The sequence below is a fragment of the Streptomyces sp. NPDC002835 genome, from assembly GCF_053591995.1.
The window spans coordinates 59,740-77,350 of the sequence record NZ_JBSFUW010000004.1; the positions used below are offsets into that span (position 1 = coordinate 59,740).

A 17,611-nucleotide genomic window follows, 5' to 3' on the forward strand; every position below is an offset into this window, starting at 1 on the left:
GTGAAACCGGCGGCCGCGGACACGGGTGTTGCCCTCGTCACGTGCGGTACTGTTGCTCGCCCGAGCAGTGCTCCCGGTGGTCCGGGACGCTGCCTTCGTGACCGAGGAGGTGAGACCCATTCCCGCTACAGCAGGCTGGGCGCTCTCATCCGACAGCCGTACGGTCCACCGGCACAGGTGACCGCGAGGGCGCCCTCGTTGGTGCCCCGAAAGGCTTTCATGTCGGTCTCCGAGCTGTACCCGTCCCACTCCTCCGTCGTCTCCGCCCTGCGTTCGGCGGGCTGCGTCTTCGCGGAGGACGAGGCGGACCTCCTGGTCTCCGCCGCCCGCGACCACGGCGAACTCGCTGCCATGGTCGAGCGGCGCGTCATCGGCCTCCCGCTGGAACATGTCCTCGGCTGGGCCGAGTTCCACGGCCGCCGGGTGTCCGTCGACCCCGGCGTCTTCGTCCCCCGCCGCCGCAGCGAGTTCCTCGTCGACCGGGCCCTCGCGCTCGCCCCGCCCCGCCCCGTCGTCGTCGACCTGTGCTGCGGCTCCGGAGCCCTGGGCACGGCGGTGCTCCACGCCCTCGGGGCCGGTGAGCTGCACGCCGCCGACATCGAGCCGGCCGCCGTCCGCTGTGCCCGCCGCAATGTGGAGCCGGTCGGCGGCCGGGTGTACGAGGGCGACCTCTACGCACCGCTGCCCGGCCGGCTGGCCGGCCGCGTCGACGTGCTCATCGCCAACGCTCCGTACGTGCCGAGCGGCGAGATCGGGCTGCTCCCCCCGGAGGCACGCGACCACGAGCCGCTGGTCGCCCTGGACGGCGGCGGTGACGGGCTCGCCATCCAGCGGCGGGTGACCGCCCAGGCCCGGCGGTGGCTCGCGCCCGGCGGTGCGCTGCTCATCGAGACGAGCGAGCGGCAGGCCCCGCGAACCGTTGCCGCTTTCGCCGATCACGGTCTCCGCACCCGCATCACTGTTCACGACGAGTTGGACGCCACTGTGGTGATCGGGACCAGGCCCGAATAGCCGAGAAGGCGAACAGCGGAACGGCCCCGGGGAGCGATCGCTCCCCGGGGCCGTTCCGTCACCGCGCCCGAGGGGCGCCGCACGGAGTGTCAGCCGGTGATGGAGGTATTGCCGCTCACCGGGTTCAGCAGACCCAGCACGTTCAACGAGTTACCGGTGAGGTTCAGCGGAACGCTGACCGGCAGCTGGATGACATTGCCGGACAGGACACCCGCGGAACCGGTGGCAATGCCCTCGGCGCCCGCGTCGGCCATGGCGGGCGCGGCGCCGCCGAGCGCCACGACGAGACCGGCGGCAACGGCTGCAGCCTTTGTGTACTTCATTTTGATCCTTTCAGAAGGGGCGCTGTACGCGGTACGGCCTTCGTGTCGCGAAGCTGCATTTCAGCCATGCAGACATGCGCCTCCCCATAACTAGTAACGAATCGGTTCCCGCTGGGAAACCGCCGCGCGACTACCGGTTCGAAAAGTCACTCGTATGCATCGTGGTAACTGGTCGAACCGATGCGCGGAATCCGCAGAGGGAATCCCCGGTTCCGAGAGTCCCTTGCGGCACGAAGCTGCCGCCGTCCGCGACGCGGACGGCGGCAGCCCTTCGGCCCGGTGATCAGCGGGTGGAGGCGCCGTTCCCCGAGAGGACCGGGATGTCGCTGAGGATGTGCGACAGGGGCTCGTCGCCCTTGGCCTGGGTGGAGTTCTCGACGCACTGCTGGTTCTGCGGGGCCGACAGGACCGGGATGTCCTCGACGGCCACCGGAACGACGCCGACGAGGGAGCCGAGGTTGGCCTTGGCGGGCAGGCCGAGGCAGGGCTTGTTGAGCGAGCCCTGGATCAGGCTCATCTGCGGGCTCATGGTGCCGTAGGTGGCAGAGTTGCCGTATTGCTGCATGGCGCCGACCCCACTTGCGGTGGTGGTGCTCTGGTCGTCGCCGACAGCCAGAGCCTGCGGGGCCATCGCCGCGCCGGCGCCCACCATCGAAGCGGTGACCATGGCCGTCTTCAGAATCTTCTTGATCACTTACTTGTTCCTTTTCGTTTGAACGCGCGAACGCGGTGCAGTCTGGTCAACGGAACCCCGGGGGTTTGGTTTCGGCTGTTCACTCGAATGCCGCACGTCGCCGATGTGGCATTGGCGTGTTGTGTTCACCCGTTTTGGCGAATGTATTCTCCGCCCGGGGGCTGCTTTCCGTTGCGGCACAATAGGCGAATCAATCCGACCGAACGAGCGGTGAACTAAATATGACAATTATGTCTACCGGATATCTGTCCGCCGAGCAGGGAGGGAGGCGGCGGGCCGTCAGGGAACCCGGCCGGGACGCGGTCGGCGCGGGTCGGGCCTTCGCCTGGATGCTGGTGGCCACCGGTGCAGCAGGACTACTGGCGGCGTGGGTCCTCACGATCGACAAGTTCAAGCTGTTGGAGGACCCGGGCTTCACGCCGGGCTGCAGCCTCAACCCCGTGGTTTCGTGCGGCAACATCATGAAGAGCGAACAGGCGGCCGTCTTCGGCTTCCCCAACCCGATGCTGGGACTCGTCGCCTACAGCATGGTGATCGCGATCGGAGTGGCGCTGCTCGCGGGAGCGCGCTACCGGAGGTGGTTCTGGCTCGGCGTGAACGCCGGCACGGGGTGCGGCGTCGTCTTCTGTACTTGGCTGCAGCACCAGTCGCTGTACGAGATCAACGCGCTCTGCCTGTGGTGCTCGCTGGCGTGGGTCGCCACGATCATCATGCTCTGGTATGTGACCTCGCACAACGTCCGCAACGGCATCCTGCCCGCCCCGGCCGTGCTGCGAGGCTTCTTCGGCGAGTTCACCTGGGTGCTCCCCGTGCTGCACATCGGGATCATCGGCGTGCTGGTACTGACCCGCTGGTGGGATTTCTGGACCGGCTGATCCTTGCGTACGTGAGCGCCGACGCGCGCGTAACCCGGAGGACCGCGGCGAGCGCAACGATCGGCTGACGACCGCTGAGCAGGACGAACTGAGGCAACTTTGCCAAGAGGTCGCGCAGTTGAGGCGGGCGAACGAGATCCTCAAAGCTGCCTCGGTCTCTTGCCCAGGAGATCGACCGTCCCCGGACGAGGCCGAGCAGGCGATGGACCACCTGCGTCACAGAGGTCTCGGGGTCGAGTCCGTCTGCCGTGTGCTTCAGCTGTCGCCGTCGACGTACTTCGCCCGCAGGAAGCGGCCGAAGTCGGCCCGTCGGCTCCACGACGAGGAGCTGATGTGCAGGGCCCCTGGAAGGACGTCGACCAGGTCGAACGGACGATCTTCCAGTGGATCACCTGGTGTGCAACGACGAACGTCTCCACTTCGCACCCGACCACGTACCGACCGCCGAGTACGAACGCGTCTTCCGGCAGAGCCAGGAACAAGCACCCCAGTCCGCCCGAAACAAGATCACCGGACTCTACGAAACTCTGGGCAGCTCACAAAGGAGCCCCGACAGCCTCACGGCTCCGGGGCTCCTGCTCTGTGCGACAGGGGCTCGTCACCCTTGGCCCGGGTGGAGTTCTCGACGCACGTCGCGGCCCCCTCCGGCGGCTCTGTGTCACAGGGCCCGTACTGCTCGGCCGATCACGATGCGTCGCGGGCAGGGTGCGGATCAGCCGCCGAGCGAGAGACCGCCCAGCATGGGGGTGGCCGCGGCGGCAGTTTCCAGCACCTGCTCGGGTACTTTGCCCCTGACGTCGTTCAGGCCGGTGGCGACCTCGCCCGCCTGGCCGACGGCGGTCACGGCGTGGGTGCCGTCCTCCAACTGCGGGGCGGAGGAGACGACCTCGCCGAGACCGCCGTTCAGGCTCATGGGGGGCATGCCCGCCGAGTCGGCGGCGAACGCGGGAGCGGCCGCTCCCAGCGCTGCCGCGGAACCGGCAAGGATGACAGCGGCCCTCGAGTACTTCATGTTTCGTATTCCTCTCCCGGCGGTGTTCCCCGCCGTCGACAGGCGTAACGAGCCGTGCTCGTACGGGAAACCCTCTCGCTCTCGTGTCTGTCATGCGCAGGAAACGATGCAGTGGCTCGTTTCGCCGGGGCCACGGACGGCTTTCCCGCAGGTCGGCCACCGTCCAGGCGCCGCACTCCTCGCCGCCTTGCCGGGCGGGACGCTGTACTCCCTCGCTCGTCGACCGGTGGCATCAGGCGTTGTCCGGCCATGACCCGTCGGCGCCAGGGCGGTTGACCGTGGCCGGCAGCGGTCGGTGCCCGGGGTCGGACGGGGGCCACGCGATGTGCCGGTCGTGGAGCCAGCCCCGGCGCGGTGGTGGGGGAGTAGGGCGGACCTGCTGTTCCTCCACCGACGGGGGAGGGAACAGGACGAGCCGTGTCCACTCCCCGTCCGGCCGACCGGGCATGGTCCGGCCCGCGGCCGCCCACTCGCGTGTCAGCTGGTCGTAGATCGGGCTGCTGTCGGGTGGCGCTGCCGACGGTGCGGGATCCGTTCTCGTCTGCACACGCTGCCAACGAGCCGGTGCGATAGTCCTTGCCATGCCGCGGTCAACGCGCACGCGGTACCGGAGGTCACTGCCACGCGTGGGCGCTGGGGTACGGGAGGAACGGCCTTTCGAGCCCGTCGCCCAGCGCGGTGAGCCCGCCGCAGGTGTCGGCGACACTGCGACGCCGGCGGCAACCGCTTCGGCGAACATTTTCGGTTCGCCTTTCGCCGTACGGGCGTTGGTAGTCGGCGAGCACGGTGACTGCCGACGGGCGTTCGAGAGGCCACACGGCGCCTGCCCCGTACGGCCTGCACTGCACCGTCGGAACCGTCGAACGCCGCCGACCCCAGTGAGGGCCCGGACCGGAGCCCGTTCACCCGGGCAGGTGAACGGAGCAGTGGCCGAGAGGTGGCAGGGCACTAAGGTGCCGAGCCATGACCACTGCCAAACCCCCCAAAACGACCGTCGACCGAGCCGAGTTGGGTACCGTCGCCCTGCTCGGCTGGACCGGTGACCCGGCCCAGGGCCACGACACGCCGTATCTGATCGCATACTTCCTCGGTGACGGCACCGGCGGAGGCAAGGCGGCGGCCGCCGCCTCCCTGGCGATGATCGAAGAGCTCGGTCTCACCACGGGTGACGTCATGCACGACCACACCGGCGAAGGCGCCTCCCCGATCCAGCTGCTCGTCCAGGGTGGGCAGGCCGTCGTCAACATGAGCTATCTGAACGCCCAGTGCCGCGTCCCCGCCGAGTGGCTGGCAGCCGCCGAACGGCGGGGCCATGTGCACTTCATGATCTCCGGACGCGCGTGGCCGGAGGCGAAGCCCGGCGTACCCGTCACCGAGGAGACTCTGCAGGCACACCTCGGCGACGAGGACGCGCTCAACGCCACCGCCCACGTGCTGCTGCCGGTGTCCCAGCTCCGACGCTGACAGCGCTGACGGCCCCGTACGCAGCCGTCGGCTACGTCCGGTTCAGGTCGCAGGGGCCGGGAATCGCCGGCCGGCCCCCTCTTGTGCGGCCCGCACACCTACGGACTGCGGCCTCCTCTGCGTGGTGCAGGGGAGGCCGCAGCGTTCATCCGCCGTCCGGTGCTCAGGCGCCGTCGGAGATGGTGCACCCGTTGCCGAAGACCGGGTTGAGCAGCCCGACGACGTCCACCGTGTTGCCGCAGAGGTTGGCCGGCACGTGGACGGGAACCTGGGCGGCGTTGCCCGAGAGGACACCCGGGGAACCGGCGGCCGTACCGAGCGCTCCGGCGTCGGCGGCGGCCATGCCGGCACCGCCGACGAGGATGGCACCCGTGCCGGCGACGACGGCGGCGGCCTTCGCGATACGCGACATCAACTTCTCCTTGCAAGACGAAGAGGCGGCCGCAGGTGTTGCGGCCTTGACGTCCCGCTCAACGCGGAAACCGGACGCCGGTAACGGATCACCGCAAAGTCACACACCAACGATTTCCTCGACACCCTGCGCGGGAAGCGGTCGGACGGGACCGAGCAGGAACAACGTCGAGGGTTGCATCGACCGGCGGCGTGCAGGCCCTCGTCGCCGAGGACCCAGCAGTTCATGGCGAGCGTGGCCCTGAAAGTAGAAATGGGCAGCATCTCGGTCGCCGGGCCGTGGGCGTGTGCGGCACCGCGACAGAGGCCTCCGGACTTCGGAGGGCAGTCCAGGGGAGCGAGCGCGCTGGTCCTCCGTCAACCCCGTGCGTCGGCAACATGGTTGCGGGACGAGTAAGCGTCCTTCGGACGTAGCCGACAGTACATCGGGGGACTTGCGGACCTGGCCGCACGCCTGGGCCGGGTGAACTGGCCGTGGCCCCGGCCGATTTCACCGTAGGCTCATCGGATTGGCATTCGACCACGACCATATCGACCCCGAGCGATCACGATGCTGGATTATCAGCGGACGAATGAAACGAAATCTCGCCCAAGCACCTTGTGGTTTCCGGGGATTCGCGACATCGGCCTCTGCGAGCTGTGCTCTGATGCGTACGTTCGGGTGGTATGTGTGGCCCAAGTGCCCGACAACCGGGTGATGTCCTAACTGTCACCTCTAACTTTGGTGACAATGAAGGGGGTTCGGACTCCGGTTTCTTCGGCGCCGCTCTCAAAGCCTCATGTCAGCCACCTGGCATCGGCCGGATCCACGCCTTCCCACACCAACTCCATGAGATGTGACCAAGTGAAACGTAGTCGTTTGTGGACAGGGTTCGCCGTAATGGTGATGGTCGCCGTTGGGGTAACGGCATGGGCGGTTCTTTCCCAGCCGACCGCGAACCCGGAATCCGAGGGCAAGTCAGCGACCCACGCCGCTTCGGAGGCGCAGGCGCTTGTTCAGGCCGGCCTTGTGCAGTCGCAGTACCAGGACTTCTCTGGGGCGGCCCGCACCTTCAGGCGCGCTCTGGAGCTGGATCCGGACAACAAACTGGCCTGGTACAACCTGGGTGTCATCGCACAGCGTGACGGCAGGACGGCTGATGCCCGTGAGGCCTATGACAAGGCATTGAAGATCGATCCGACTTATGCGTCTGCCCTCTTCAATGAGGCAGTGCTGGTCGAGTCGAGCGATCCCGACCAGGCTGTCGCGCTCCTGAAGCGTGCTGTCGCCGCCGACCCGAAGGCATCCACGGCCTACCTGCGCCTCGGGCGGGTCCTGGCGAAGAAAGGTCGCGACGACGAGGCCGAGGACGCATTCCGTCGTGCCGTTGCGATCGATCCCGAGCTGCACTCTCTCGTTCCGGAATCCTTCCAGGATTCCGTAAGCCCATCACCGTCAACGAGTCAAGCAGGTGCCACCAGATGACGTCTACCGCGACACCGAGGTTCTCCGTCTTCACTCCGACCCACAGGCCGCGATTCCTCGATGAGTGCCTCGCGTCCCTGCAGGCGCAGACCTGCGCGGACTGGGAGTGGATCGTCCTGCTCAACAACGGCGCCCGGTGGCGGCCGGAGCGCCCCGATGAGCGTGTCCGCGTGGAGATCGCGGACGAAATCCACGGCGTCGGGGCGGCCAAGCGCAGGGCCTGTGAACTGGCGCGTGGTGAGATCCTCGTAGAACTCGACCACGACGATCTGCTGACGAAGGGGTGCCTGGCGGAACTCGCCGAGGCATTCGACGCTCATCCCGACGCTGTTTTCGTCTACAGCAACACCGCCCAGATCACCGAGGACGGTAAGCGCGACGAGACCCGCTTCAACGAGGCGCACGGCTGGCACTACGAAGATGTGGACGTCGACGGCCGGCGGCTGATGCAAGCAATGTCCATGGCTCCGACGCCGCACAACGTCTCGTACATCTGGTACGCGCCCAACCACGTGCGGGCGTTCCGCAAGGACGTCTACGAAAAGGTCGGCGGATACGACGCCACCCGTACGGTCCTCGACGACCAGGACCTGATGTGCCGCCTCTTCCAGGCCGGCGACTTCCACCACATCCCTCGCTGCCTGTACCTCCAGCGGATCCACCCCGCGAACACACAGCGCGATCCTGAGGTCAACGCGCACATCCAGCGTGAGACGGTCGCCCTTTACGACAAGTACGTCGAGGCCAACGCCCTGGCCTGGACCCAGCGCCGCGGACTGTACGCGCTGGACCTCGGCGCGGCCCACCGGAAGCCGCCCGGCTACCTGGGGGTGGACCAGTATCCGGGAGAGGGCGTCGACATCGTCGCGACCCTGCCGGGGAAGTTGGACCTGCCCGACAACTCCGTCGGTCTGATGCGGGCGGTGGACTTCCTGGAGCACGTACCCGCGAAGGTGCCGCTGATCAACGAGCTGTACCGGCTGCTGGCGCCCGGGGGCATGCTTCTCACCATGACCCCCAGCGCCGACGGCCGTGGCGCATACCAGGATCCGACGCACGTCGCCTTCTACAACGAGAACTCCTTCTGGTACTACACGGACAACCAGTACCGGACCTTCGTGCCCGAGATCCAGGCCCGGTTCCAGAATTCACGGCTGGTCACCTACTACCCGACCGACTGGCACTCCAAGAACAACATCTCCTACGTCGTGGCGAACCTCATCGCGGTGAAGGAGGGCGCCGCGCGGTGCGGCGGACCGCTGCGGGTCTGAGGCTGCCCCGGAATCTCGGCAAGGCGCCCGGCGGGCTGTCAGCTCCTGCCGGGCGCCTTCCTTCCGGACGGGGCGGGGCGCAGCAGCGAGCGGGATCGGTTGCTGTCACGACCTGCACGATGCGTCAGCACCACCGTCCCACCTGCTCACGCCAGGTGGGTCACCACTCATGGAGAGTCACCCACTCGCGATGCCCGGCAACCAGCGTCTGTCCGGCGGACGTTCTCAGCCCGGATCCCGTCCGAGTCTGCAATGACGTCGAAGCTGACCCCGTCGCCCGCCATCAGTCCACGGGCGCGACAGCACACCTGGATGGCAGACAACTGCACAACGGCGTCCGGCTCCCCGCCGTCCCTCACGATGACGCCGTACCCCTCGTCCGGGCCGAACCACTTCACAGTTCCCCTTGGCACGCCCTCAACCCCTTTCAAGCAGCCGGATGTGAACACAGGACTGCAGGTCAGAGCCTTGCGGTTCGCGTAGACCGGCGACATCCCCCATGCGAGCGAACGTGATTTGGGCCGGGAACCACGCGGCAGCTCGCCGGCGATGTCGACGCACCGTCATCGACACAAGGCAGTGGCCCCGCTTTCGGCGGGGCCACTGCGACGTGCGGGGCTTGAAGCCCGGATGGCGGGGGCGCGTGCTCTGGGTCCGTGGCGCCTCGGGATGCGGACGGTGCCACGAGGCCGAGGCCTCGTGGCACCGCCCACTCCTTCCCGGGATTCCTACGCGTCGTGGCAGACAGCGAAGGCGACGACCTCGCCGAGGGTGGCAGAGGCCTGCCATCCAGTGGCAGGGTCGCCGACCGGCGCACTCTGGGTGACGTTGACGGTCAGCCCGAACGCTTCGTACCCGCCGCCGGTGGCGACGTCGTCAGCGGGGCAGAGGGCAGTCGACTGCGGCCCCTGGACTCCGGTCACGACGAAGGTCTCGAGCTCCGTGGAGCCCTGCGCCCCCTGGAAGCCCTGCGGGCCCTGCGCACCCGGCGCACCCTGTGCACCCTGCGGGCCCTCCGCACCCGGCGTACCCGGCGCACCCTGGAAGCCCTGCGGGCCCTGCGGGCCCTCCTCGCCCGGCGTACCCGGCGCACCCTGGAAGCCCTGCGGGCCCTGCGGTCCTCGGTCGCCCTTCGTGCCTCGGTCGCCCTTAGGGCCACGGTCGCGGTCGGCACTGGCGCTGGTGGCGCCATTGGGGCCCGGCAGCCCCATGCTGTGCTGGGTGCCGGACCGCTGGATCGCGTCGGCGACGGCCGTTGTGCTCGGGACGACATTGAGCACAACGGCAAGGGTTCCCGCCGAAACCAGGGTTGCAGACTTCATGCGGGAACTTCGGATCGTTTTACGGCTCACAAGAGAACCTTCCTCGCGGAACTGGAGTGATCACACCGCAAGCGTGCCCACTTCTCAAGTGCGCTTGATTCGCCTGCGGGTCACGTCGCCCTCGGCTACGGACAGAACCATCCTTCACATCCGGCCACCGAATATTCACGAGTTGGCCCGTGTCGCGGATGAAGATCACCCGAGCGGCCGCGCAATTTCCCACGCACCGGCATGAAGACCAATGGAATTCCGAGTGAGGGCAGACGGGCCTTGGCGAGGAGTTCCGGATCCATGCGGCGGACATCGGTCCATTCCTTGTTCTCCTCGGCCAGGCCTGGCCGTCCATGCGGATGAGGGCAGTGCGGTCGGGGGAGAGTTCTGACGGCACTGGTTGCGGCGGTGACTTCTTGGTTCAGCCGTTCCATGGGTTGTGGGATCAGACATGGCACCACATCTCGCAGGGAGACGTTGGAATCCAACAGGTCGTGCTGGGCGACGTACAAGGGGCTGCGTCTTGCGCGACCGGCCTCCAGCGCGGCCAGGGCGGCGTCATCGGGCGTGGACCGCGCCTCGGCGTCGGACTGTTCGAAGACGGGTCCGCAGGAGGGTCGCGGGTCATGGCCGGGCCTGTCTCGGGACTGGTGAGCAGGTTGCGGGCGCAGTGGAGAGGCAGCGTTTCCCGGATGCGCCGGGCAGGGCGGCGCCGATCGGGTGCCCGTCATCGCGCCGCGGTGCGAATCCCAGCGAGGTTTCGGGGATCACACGGGAGCGGCCGGTCCTGCTCGTAGCAGTTCGTCTTGAAGCGATTCGCTTCCTCTCTGGCGCATGACGGCAGGTCGGGAGTCTTCCAGGAGTCCCAGCAGATAGTGGCCGTACCCGCTCTTGAGCAGCGGCCGGGCCAGTGCCTGGAGCCGGTCGTCGTCGATCAGGCCGGCCCGCCAGACCGCCTCCTCGATGCAGCCGATCTTGAAGCCCTGGCGCTCTTCGATCACCCGGACGAACTCCGAGGCCTGAACCATGGAGCTGAAGGTTCCGGTGTCCAGCCAGGCTGTGCCTCGGTCGAGCCGGGTGACGTGCAGCGCCCCGGAGTCAAGATAGGCGCGGTTGACGTCCGTGATCTCCAACTCGCCACGCGCACTGGGGCGCAGGCTTCGGGCGATGTCCACGACGTGGTTGTCATAGAAGTACAGTCCGGGCACGGCGTACCGGGACCTGGGCCTGGCCGGTTTCTCTTCGATGGACAGTGCTCGGCCCAGCTCGTCGAACTCCACCACGCCGTAGGCCTCGGGGTTGGCGACCTGGTAGGCGAATACCCTGCCGCCCTTCATGTCGCCCCGGTTGGCCAGCTGTGTGCCGAGGCCGCTGCCGTGGAAGATGTTGTCGCCCAGGATCAGGGCGACCGACTCGCCTTCGATGAAGTCGGCACCCAGCACGAAGGCTTGGGCGATGCCCGCCGGGCGCTCCTGCGTGGCGTATTCCAGCCGCAGCCCCAGTTGACCGCCGTCGCCGAGCAACTGACGGAACTGGTACTGATCCTCGGAGGTGGTGATGATCAGAATTTCCCTGATCCCCGCCATCACCAGCGTGGAAAGCGGGTAATAGACCATGGGCTTGTCGAAGACCGGCAGCAATTGTTTGGATACAGCCCGCGTCAATGGCCACAGTCGCGAGCCGGTGCCGCCGGCCAGCAGAATTCCTCGCATGGCGTCACCATAGACGAACTGCCTCTGAATCGGGCGGCACTGGCGCGGCGCGCAGTGGTGTGTGCAGGCGTGAGCCCGGCGAGAAATCATTTCCGAGCGGGGGACGGCTGTGCTGAATACGCGTACTCGGTTTGACTGCGTCGCTTGGCCCTGACGCGGTCGATCTGTGTACGCCACGATGGAGTGCGCCTACGCCAGGAGAGGCGCTTAGGCAGCGGACACTCCGGGACGGTCCCGACCAGCAGCACGGCTCCAGCCTGCGACATCACCGCGCGCGAGACCATGTGGAGGGCGTGCGGCGTACGGACCGGCCTGCGAGCACGTCCGTGCGGGCCCCGTCCTCGATGACGAACCGGCCGTCGATCAGCACGTACGGAATGCCGGCCGGCAGTCTGCGCGGCTCCTCGAAGGTCGAGCCCGCCGCCACCGTCCCGGGGTCGAACAGCACCAGGTCCGCGCGGTACCCCTCGCGGACCATCCCGCGGTCGGGCAGCCGCAGCCGGGCGGCCGGCCGCGAGGTCAGATGCGCCACGGTCTCCTCCAGCGACAGGATGCCCAGCTCGCGCGCGTACCTGCCCAGGTACTGCGGGAACGTTCCGTACGCCCGCGGATGCGGCTTGTCGCCCTGGAGGATGCCGTCGCTGCCGCCGGTGTGGACCCGGTGGCGCATGATCTGCCGCACGTTCTCCTCATGGCCGACGTGCTGGAGGATCGTCGAACCGAGCCGGTCCTCGATCAGCAGCCGCCGCGCCGTCGCCCACGGCGCCTCGCCGCGTTCGTCGGCCGTCTGCCGGACCGTCCGGCCGACGTGGCCGGCCAGGGCCGGGTCGCTCACGCCGGAGATCTCGACGGTCTCCCACTCGATCGGCACACCGTGGCAGCCGTCGGAGCCGGTCACCTCCAGGTGGTGCCGGATCCGCTCCGCCGTCTCCTCGTCGCGCAGCCGCGCCAGCACCGCGTCCGGCCCGCCCTCGCCCGCCCAGCTCGGCAGCATCGCCACGAGCGTGGTGCAGCCCGGGGTGTACGGGTACGTGTCGAGACTGATGTCCGCGCCGCCGTCCAGCGCCGCGTCCAGCAGCGCGAGCAGTTCGGGCGCCCTGCCCCTGTTCACACCGAAGTTCATGGTGGCGTGCGCGAGATGCAGGGCGCAGCCGGCCTCGCGGGCCAGGTCCACCATCTCCGCGTACGCCCGGAGCGCGCCGGCGCCGTACGAACGGTGATGGGGGCAGTAGTAGCCGTCGTACGCCGCGACGACGCGGCACAGTTCGGCGAGCTCGGAGTCCTTCGCGTACATGCCCGGCGTGTACGTCAGCCCTGACGACATGCCGACCGCGCCCTGTGCCATGCCCTCGGCGACCAGTCGCCTCATCCGGGCCAGCTCGGCGTCGGTGGGCGGCCGGTCCTCCCAGCCCATGGCGTACATCCGGACGGTGCCCTGCGGGATGAGATACGCGGCGTTGACGGCGATGCCCCGGCCGCCGAAGTTCGTGTCGAGCCGGTCCAGGTACTCCCCGACCGTGCGCCAGTCGAAGTCGATGTCCGACCCGTCGCCGTTCCACCCCGTGACGGCCTGCCGTACGGCGGCGAGCGTCGTGTCGTCGACGGGCGCGTACGACAGCCCGTCCTGCCCGAGCACTTCGAGCGTCACGCCCTGCGCGGCCTTGGCGGAGTGGTCCGGGTCGCGGAGGAGGGCGAGATCGGAGTGGGCGTGCATGTCGATGAAGCCGGGGGAGAGGACGAGGCCGTGCGCGTCGAGCGTCCGGCGGCCCGCGAGGGGCGGGCCGTCGCGTCGTATCTCGGCGACCCGGCCGGCCTGGACGCCGACGTCGGCGCGGTAGGAGGGGGCGCCGGTGCCGTCGATGACGCGGGCGTCGCGGATGACGAGGTCCATGGGGGGCGCGCCTTTCGGGGGCGGGGCGGGGCGTTGCGGGTGCGGGTGGGTGGCGCCTGCGGCGGACGTGTTCCCCTACCCTCCCCCTGGGCCTGGCGGCCGCGGGGGGACCCCCACCTTCCCGTAACCGGGCTCTGCCCGGACCCGCGCCTCAAACGCCGGCGGGGCTGGAGCTTGCCGGTCTCGTCGGGGCTCCGCCCCGAACCCCGCGCCGCAAACTCCCCCTACGGCCTGGCGGCCGTGGGAGGTGCCCCCGGCGGGGCTGATTTCGCGGAGCGAAATCCAGCCCGGCCGGTGATTGAGGGGACGGCCGAAGGCCGTACGGGGTCCGGAGCCTGCCCGCCACGCGGCGGAGCCGCAAATCGGTACAGCGGGAAGGGGCGGGGTGGGGAACACGACCCCCGCGGTCAGAAGAACGTGCGGACGAAGTCCGCCACCGTCCCGTCGCCCTCCACCACCGGAATCAGCTGCCATTTGTCGAACGACGTGCACGGATGCGACAACCCCAGCCCCACCCAGTCGCCGACCTCCAGCTCCGCGCCAGGTTCCGTCCGGAGCCAGCCGTGCTGGTCGGAGAGGCCGGTCACCGTGATGCCGTCGGCGGGGCGGGTGGCGCCCGTGCGGGCGGAGCGGACGACCTGGGCCTCGGGGAGGTCGAGGTCGTACGCGGCGTCCCGCTTGCCCGCGTTGACGAAGGCCTGCTCGGCGGTGGGGCGTGAGACGACCTGCGCCCACAGCCGGAACGCCGGCTGGAGCGTGCCCTCCCGCGGGACCCGGTTGAAGGGGGTGAGGTGCCGGTAGTGGCCGTCGTCGTGCGAGACGTACGCGCCGGAGCGGAGGAGCTTGAGGACCGGCGCGGAGAGTTCGGGGACGTCCTCGAAGACCTCGGCGACCGCGTCGAACCACGCGCTGCCGCCCGCGCTGATCACGATCTCGTCCGTGTCGTCGAAGCGTCCGGCCTTGTCGAGGTCCGCGGCCAGTGCGACGAGCCGGCGCAGCCAGTCGCGTACGCGATCGCCGTCGGCCTGCGGGACCTCGCCCTCGTAACCCGCGACGCCGACCAGGCGCAGCGTCGCCGTCCGGGCGGCCGCGGCGGCGACGGCCGCGCAGTCGGCCTCCGTACGGGCCCCGGTGCGGGCGCCGTCCCCCGCGCCGAGTTCGACGACGACGTCCAGCGGGCGGGACACTCCGCGCAGGGCCTCGTCCATCAGCTCGACGCCGCGGACGGAGTCGACGTAGCAGATGAGCCGGAACTCCGGGTCGGCGTCGAGCTCTTGGGCGATCCAGCGCAGCGCGGCCGCGTCGACGACCTCGTTGGCGAGGAAGATCCGCCGGATCCCGTAGGCGCGGTAGACGCGCATCTGGTGGGGGACGGCGGCGGTGATGCCCCAGGCGCCGTGCTCCAGTTGGCGCGCGAACAGCTGCGGCGACATCGACGTCTTGCCGTGCGGCGCGAAGGCGAGGCCGTGGCGCCGCGAGTACGTCTCGAGCAGGGCCAGGTTGTGTTCGAGAGACTCGGCGGACAGGGCCAGTACGGGCGTGGTGAAGCCGCCGGTGAAGAGATTGCGCCGGGAGGCCGCGAGCTCGCCGACGGTGAGGCCGGCCGCGTCGGGCGGGAGCGCCTTGAAGCGGTGGTCGACCGGTTCGTCGGCGAGCCGTGCGACGGCGTTGTCGGCTGCCATGGAAGCCCTCCTCTACGGCGTTGCAATCTATGCAACACCCATTGCGTATATCGCTCACCGCTGTCTAACATCCGAGCCGACGGGGGTCAATGGGCCCGGCGGCCGACCAGCGAGGAGCCTGACGCGATCATGACCGCGAGCGTGTACGGGCCCGTGGACGTCGTCTGCCTCGGCGAGTCCATGGTGACGTTCCTGCCCACCCGGGCGGGGCGCCTCGCCGACGTGCCGTCGTTCGTGCGCGGCATCGGCGGCGCGGAGTCCAACGTGGCCTGCGCGCTCGCGGCCGCGGGTCACCGCACCCGCTGGGTGGGCCGGGTCGGCGCGGACGGCTTCGGCGAGCACCTGGTGGAGGCCATCGGCGCGTACGGGGTCGACACGTCGGCGGTGGCCCGTGACCCGTCGCGCCCGACGGGCGTCTACTTCCGCACCTCGACCGACCGCGCGGCGGACGGACACGAGGTCCTCTACTACCGCGCCGGTTCCGCGGCCTCGGCGATGGCCCCGGCGACCGTGCCGTACGACGCGCTGTGGTCCGGCCGGATGCTGCACGTCTCCGGCATCACGGCCGCCCTGTCCCCGGACTGCCTCGCCCTGATGCGCGACCTGACGGCCCCGCGCGAGGACCGCCCCCTGCTCTCGTTCGACGTGAACCACCGCCCCGCCCTGTGGCGCGACCCCCGGGACGCCCGGGTCCTGCTGGACCTGGCGCGCGGGGCGGACGTCGTCTTCGTCGGCGAGGACGAGGCGGAGGAGGCATGGGGCCTGCGGGGCCCGGCCGCGATCCGGACGGCACTGCCGGACCCTGCGGTCCTGGTGGTGAAACGGGGCGCGGCGGGCGCGGTGTCGTTCACCCGGGGGGTGTTCCCCTCCCCGCCCCTTCCCGCTGTACCGGATGTGCGGCTCCGCCGCGTGGGGGGACAAGCCCCGGACCCCTTACCGCGCTTCGCGCGGTGTCCTCAAACGCCGGACGGGCTGATTTCGCGCAGCGGCCCCGCGCCCGCGTCGCCCGCCGCCACCGACACCGTCGTCCACGCCCCCGCCCCCCGCGTCACCGTCACCGCCCCCGTCGGCGCCGGTGACGCCTTCGCCGCCGGCTTCCTGGCCGCGACGCTGCGCGGGCTGGACGCGCGGGAGCGGCTGCGGCACGGGCATCTGTGGGCCGCCGCCGCCCTCGCCGTCCCCGGCGACCTCGCGGCGCCGCCCGCCGCCGCGCACGCCGACCGGCTCGTCGCCCTGGACGACGACGCCTGGGGGAGACTGCACCTCGGCCCCGGGTGGCCGGGGGACGACCAGGAGGTACGTACGTCATGAGCCAGACCGTCGACCGTGCGCTGAGCATCCTGCCGCTGCTCGCGGAGGGGCCGGCCGACCTCGGACAGGTCGCCGGCCGTCTCGGTGTCCACAAGTCCACCGCGCTGCGGCTGCTGCGCACCCTCCACGAGCACGGTCTCGTCTACCGCCAGCAGGACCAGCGCTACCGCCTCGGCGCCCGGCTGTTCGCGCTGGCGCAGGAGGCCGTCGAGAACCTCGACGTACGCGAGATCGCCCACCCCCATCTCGTCGCCCTCAACGAGGAGACCGGGCACACCGTCCATCTCGCCGTGTACGAGGAGAGCGAGGTGCTCTACATCGACAAGGTCGAGAGCCGCTACCCGGTGCGGATGTACTCCCGTATCGGCAAGCCCGTCGCGATCACCGTCGCGGCCGTGGCGAAGCTGCTGCTCGCCGATCTGCCGGAGGCCGAGCGGCGGGCACTCGCCGAGATGCTCGACTTCCCCATGTACACGTCCCGTTCGATCCCGAACGCCGCCGCCTTCCTCGAGGAACTGGCGACCGTGCGCGAACAGGGCTGGGCCACCGACCTGGGTGGCCACGAGGAGTCCATCAACTGCATCGGGGCCCCGGTCCGCGGTGCGGACGGCCGGGTCGTCGCCGCCATGTCGGTGTCCGCGCCGAACGTCGTCGTCACGGCCGACGAACTTCTCACCCTCCTCCCGCTGGTGCGCCGCACGGCCGACGCCGTCACCCGGGAGTACTCCGGACAGACACCCCGACAGGAAGCGCGCGCATGACCGAGAAGACCGCCCTCACTCCGAGCACCCACACCGCACCGCCCGCCCGGTTCTCCCACGGGGTCCGCAAGGGCAACATCCTCCAGGTCGCCGGACAGGTCGGCTTCCTGCCCGCCGTGGAGGGACAGGCGCCCACCCCGGCCGGCCCGACGCTGCGTGAGCAGACCCTCCAGACCCTCGCCAACGTCAAGGCGATCATCGAGGAGGGCGGCGCGAGCTGGGACGACGTGATGATGATCCGCGTCTACCTGACGGACACGGCCCACTTCGCCGAGATGAACGAGATCTACAACGAGTACTTCGCCGGTCTGACGGTGGCCCCGGCCGCCCGTACGACGGTGTACGTCGGCCTTCCGGCCGGTCTGCTCATCGAGATCGACGCCCTGGCGGTCCTGGACTGACCGCCGCACCGCAC

General features: G+C 69.5%; 17 protein-coding genes. 8 read left to right on the forward strand and 9 right to left on the reverse strand.

The window, feature by feature from the left end:
* Positions 1–219: 219 nt before the first annotated feature.
* Complete coding sequence (locus ACWD01_RS05875; RefSeq protein ID WP_451158495.1) at positions 220–1,011, forward strand: putative protein N(5)-glutamine methyltransferase; 792 nt, start codon at positions 220–222, stop codon at positions 1,009–1,011.
* Between the two features lie 89 nt (positions 1,012–1,100).
* Here the strand turns inward: ACWD01_RS05875 and ACWD01_RS05880 are convergent, their stop codons facing one another.
* Positions 1,101–1,334, reverse strand: a complete 234-nt coding sequence (locus tag ACWD01_RS05880) for a chaplin (protein ID WP_451158497.1) — start codon at positions 1,332–1,334, stop codon at positions 1,101–1,103.
* 283 nt (positions 1,335–1,617) lie between these two features.
* Positions 1,618–2,028, reverse strand: coding sequence for a rodlin (locus ACWD01_RS05885; protein ID WP_451158499.1), 411 nt, complete (start codon positions 2,026–2,028; stop codon positions 1,618–1,620).
* Between the two features lie 230 nt (positions 2,029–2,258).
* Between ACWD01_RS05885 and ACWD01_RS05890 the strand changes: the two genes are divergently transcribed.
* Positions 2,259–2,903 (forward strand): vitamin K epoxide reductase family protein, encoded by a 645-nt coding sequence (locus tag ACWD01_RS05890; protein ID WP_451158501.1) that lies wholly within the window; start codon positions 2,259–2,261, stop codon positions 2,901–2,903.
* Between the two features lie 712 nt (positions 2,904–3,615).
* Here the strand turns inward: ACWD01_RS05890 and ACWD01_RS05895 are convergent.
* Complete coding sequence (locus tag ACWD01_RS05895; protein WP_451158503.1) at positions 3,616–3,915, reverse strand: hypothetical protein; 300 nt, start codon at positions 3,913–3,915, stop codon at positions 3,616–3,618.
* Positions 3,916–4,878: 963 nt separating this feature from the next.
* Between ACWD01_RS05895 and ACWD01_RS05900 the strand changes: the two genes are divergently transcribed.
* Positions 4,879–5,379 (forward strand): DUF5949 family protein, encoded by a 501-nt coding sequence (locus tag ACWD01_RS05900; RefSeq protein WP_451158505.1) that lies wholly within the window; start codon positions 4,879–4,881, stop codon positions 5,377–5,379.
* 163 nt (positions 5,380–5,542) lie between these two features.
* Here ACWD01_RS05900 and ACWD01_RS05905 read toward each other — a convergent pair whose 3' ends face one another.
* Entirely contained in the window at positions 5,543–5,791 is a 249-nt protein-coding gene (locus ACWD01_RS05905; protein ID WP_451158507.1) for a chaplin, read from the reverse strand.
* An 879-nt stretch (positions 5,792–6,670) separates the two neighbouring features.
* On the opposite strand from ACWD01_RS05905, the gene ACWD01_RS05910 reads away from it, so the two are divergent.
* Both ACWD01_RS05910 and ACWD01_RS05915 read left to right on the forward strand, forming a co-directional pair.
* Complete coding sequence (locus ACWD01_RS05910) at positions 6,671–7,255, forward strand: tetratricopeptide repeat protein (RefSeq protein ID WP_451158509.1); 585 nt, start codon at positions 6,671–6,673, stop codon at positions 7,253–7,255.
* A complete protein-coding gene (locus tag ACWD01_RS05915) occupies positions 7,252–8,526 on the forward strand; it encodes a glycosyltransferase (protein ID WP_451158511.1) in 1,275 nt (424 codons plus the stop codon). Before ACWD01_RS05910 ends, ACWD01_RS05915 begins: the two co-directional genes overlap by 4 nt.
* 167 nt (positions 8,527–8,693) lie before the next feature.
* On the opposite strand, the gene ACWD01_RS05920 is transcribed toward ACWD01_RS05915, so the two are convergent.
* The 5 genes from ACWD01_RS05920 to ACWD01_RS05940 form a co-directional block, all read right to left on the reverse strand.
* Positions 8,694–9,020, reverse strand: coding sequence for a cold-shock protein (locus tag ACWD01_RS05920; RefSeq protein ID WP_451158513.1), 327 nt, complete (start codon positions 9,018–9,020; stop codon positions 8,694–8,696).
* A 234-nt stretch (positions 9,021–9,254) separates the two neighbouring features.
* Positions 9,255–9,806, reverse strand: coding sequence for a hypothetical protein (locus tag ACWD01_RS05925; protein ID WP_451158515.1), 552 nt, complete (start codon positions 9,804–9,806; stop codon positions 9,255–9,257).
* An 800-nt stretch (positions 9,807–10,606) separates the two neighbouring features.
* Positions 10,607–11,551 (reverse strand): glucose-1-phosphate thymidylyltransferase RfbA, encoded by a 945-nt coding sequence (rfbA, locus tag ACWD01_RS05930; RefSeq protein WP_451158517.1) that lies wholly within the window; start codon positions 11,549–11,551, stop codon positions 10,607–10,609.
* A 265-nt stretch (positions 11,552–11,816) separates the two neighbouring features.
* Entirely contained in the window at positions 11,817–13,442 is a 1,626-nt protein-coding gene (locus tag ACWD01_RS05935) for an N-acyl-D-amino-acid deacylase family protein (RefSeq protein WP_451158519.1), read from the reverse strand.
* Between the two features lie 407 nt (positions 13,443–13,849).
* The gene (locus ACWD01_RS05940) at positions 13,850–15,124 is read right to left on the reverse strand and encodes an amino acid deaminase (RefSeq protein WP_451158521.1); all 1,275 of its coding nucleotides are present in this window, start codon (positions 15,122–15,124) and stop codon (positions 13,850–13,852) included.
* A gap of 129 nt (positions 15,125–15,253) precedes the next feature.
* Here ACWD01_RS05940 and ACWD01_RS05945 point away from each other — a divergent pair, with 129 nt between their 5' ends.
* The 3 genes from ACWD01_RS05945 to ACWD01_RS05955 are packed head-to-tail and all read left to right on the forward strand — an operon-like array spanning position 15,254 to position 17,597.
* Positions 15,254–16,435 carry a sugar kinase gene (locus tag ACWD01_RS05945; RefSeq protein ID WP_451158523.1) on the forward strand — a complete coding sequence of 394 codons (1,182 nt, stop codon included), beginning with the start codon at positions 15,254–15,256 and terminating at the stop codon, positions 16,433–16,435.
* The gene (locus tag ACWD01_RS05950) at positions 16,432–17,196 is read left to right on the forward strand and encodes an IclR family transcriptional regulator (protein ID WP_451158525.1); all 765 of its coding nucleotides are present in this window, start codon (positions 16,432–16,434) and stop codon (positions 17,194–17,196) included. Before ACWD01_RS05945 ends, ACWD01_RS05950 begins: the two co-directional genes overlap by 4 nt.
* On the forward strand, positions 17,193–17,597 hold the full coding sequence (locus tag ACWD01_RS05955; RefSeq protein ID WP_451158527.1) for a RidA family protein: 405 nt from the start codon (positions 17,193–17,195) through the stop codon (positions 17,595–17,597). Before ACWD01_RS05950 ends, ACWD01_RS05955 begins: the two co-directional genes overlap by 4 nt.
* Positions 17,598–17,611: the final 14 nt, after the last annotated feature.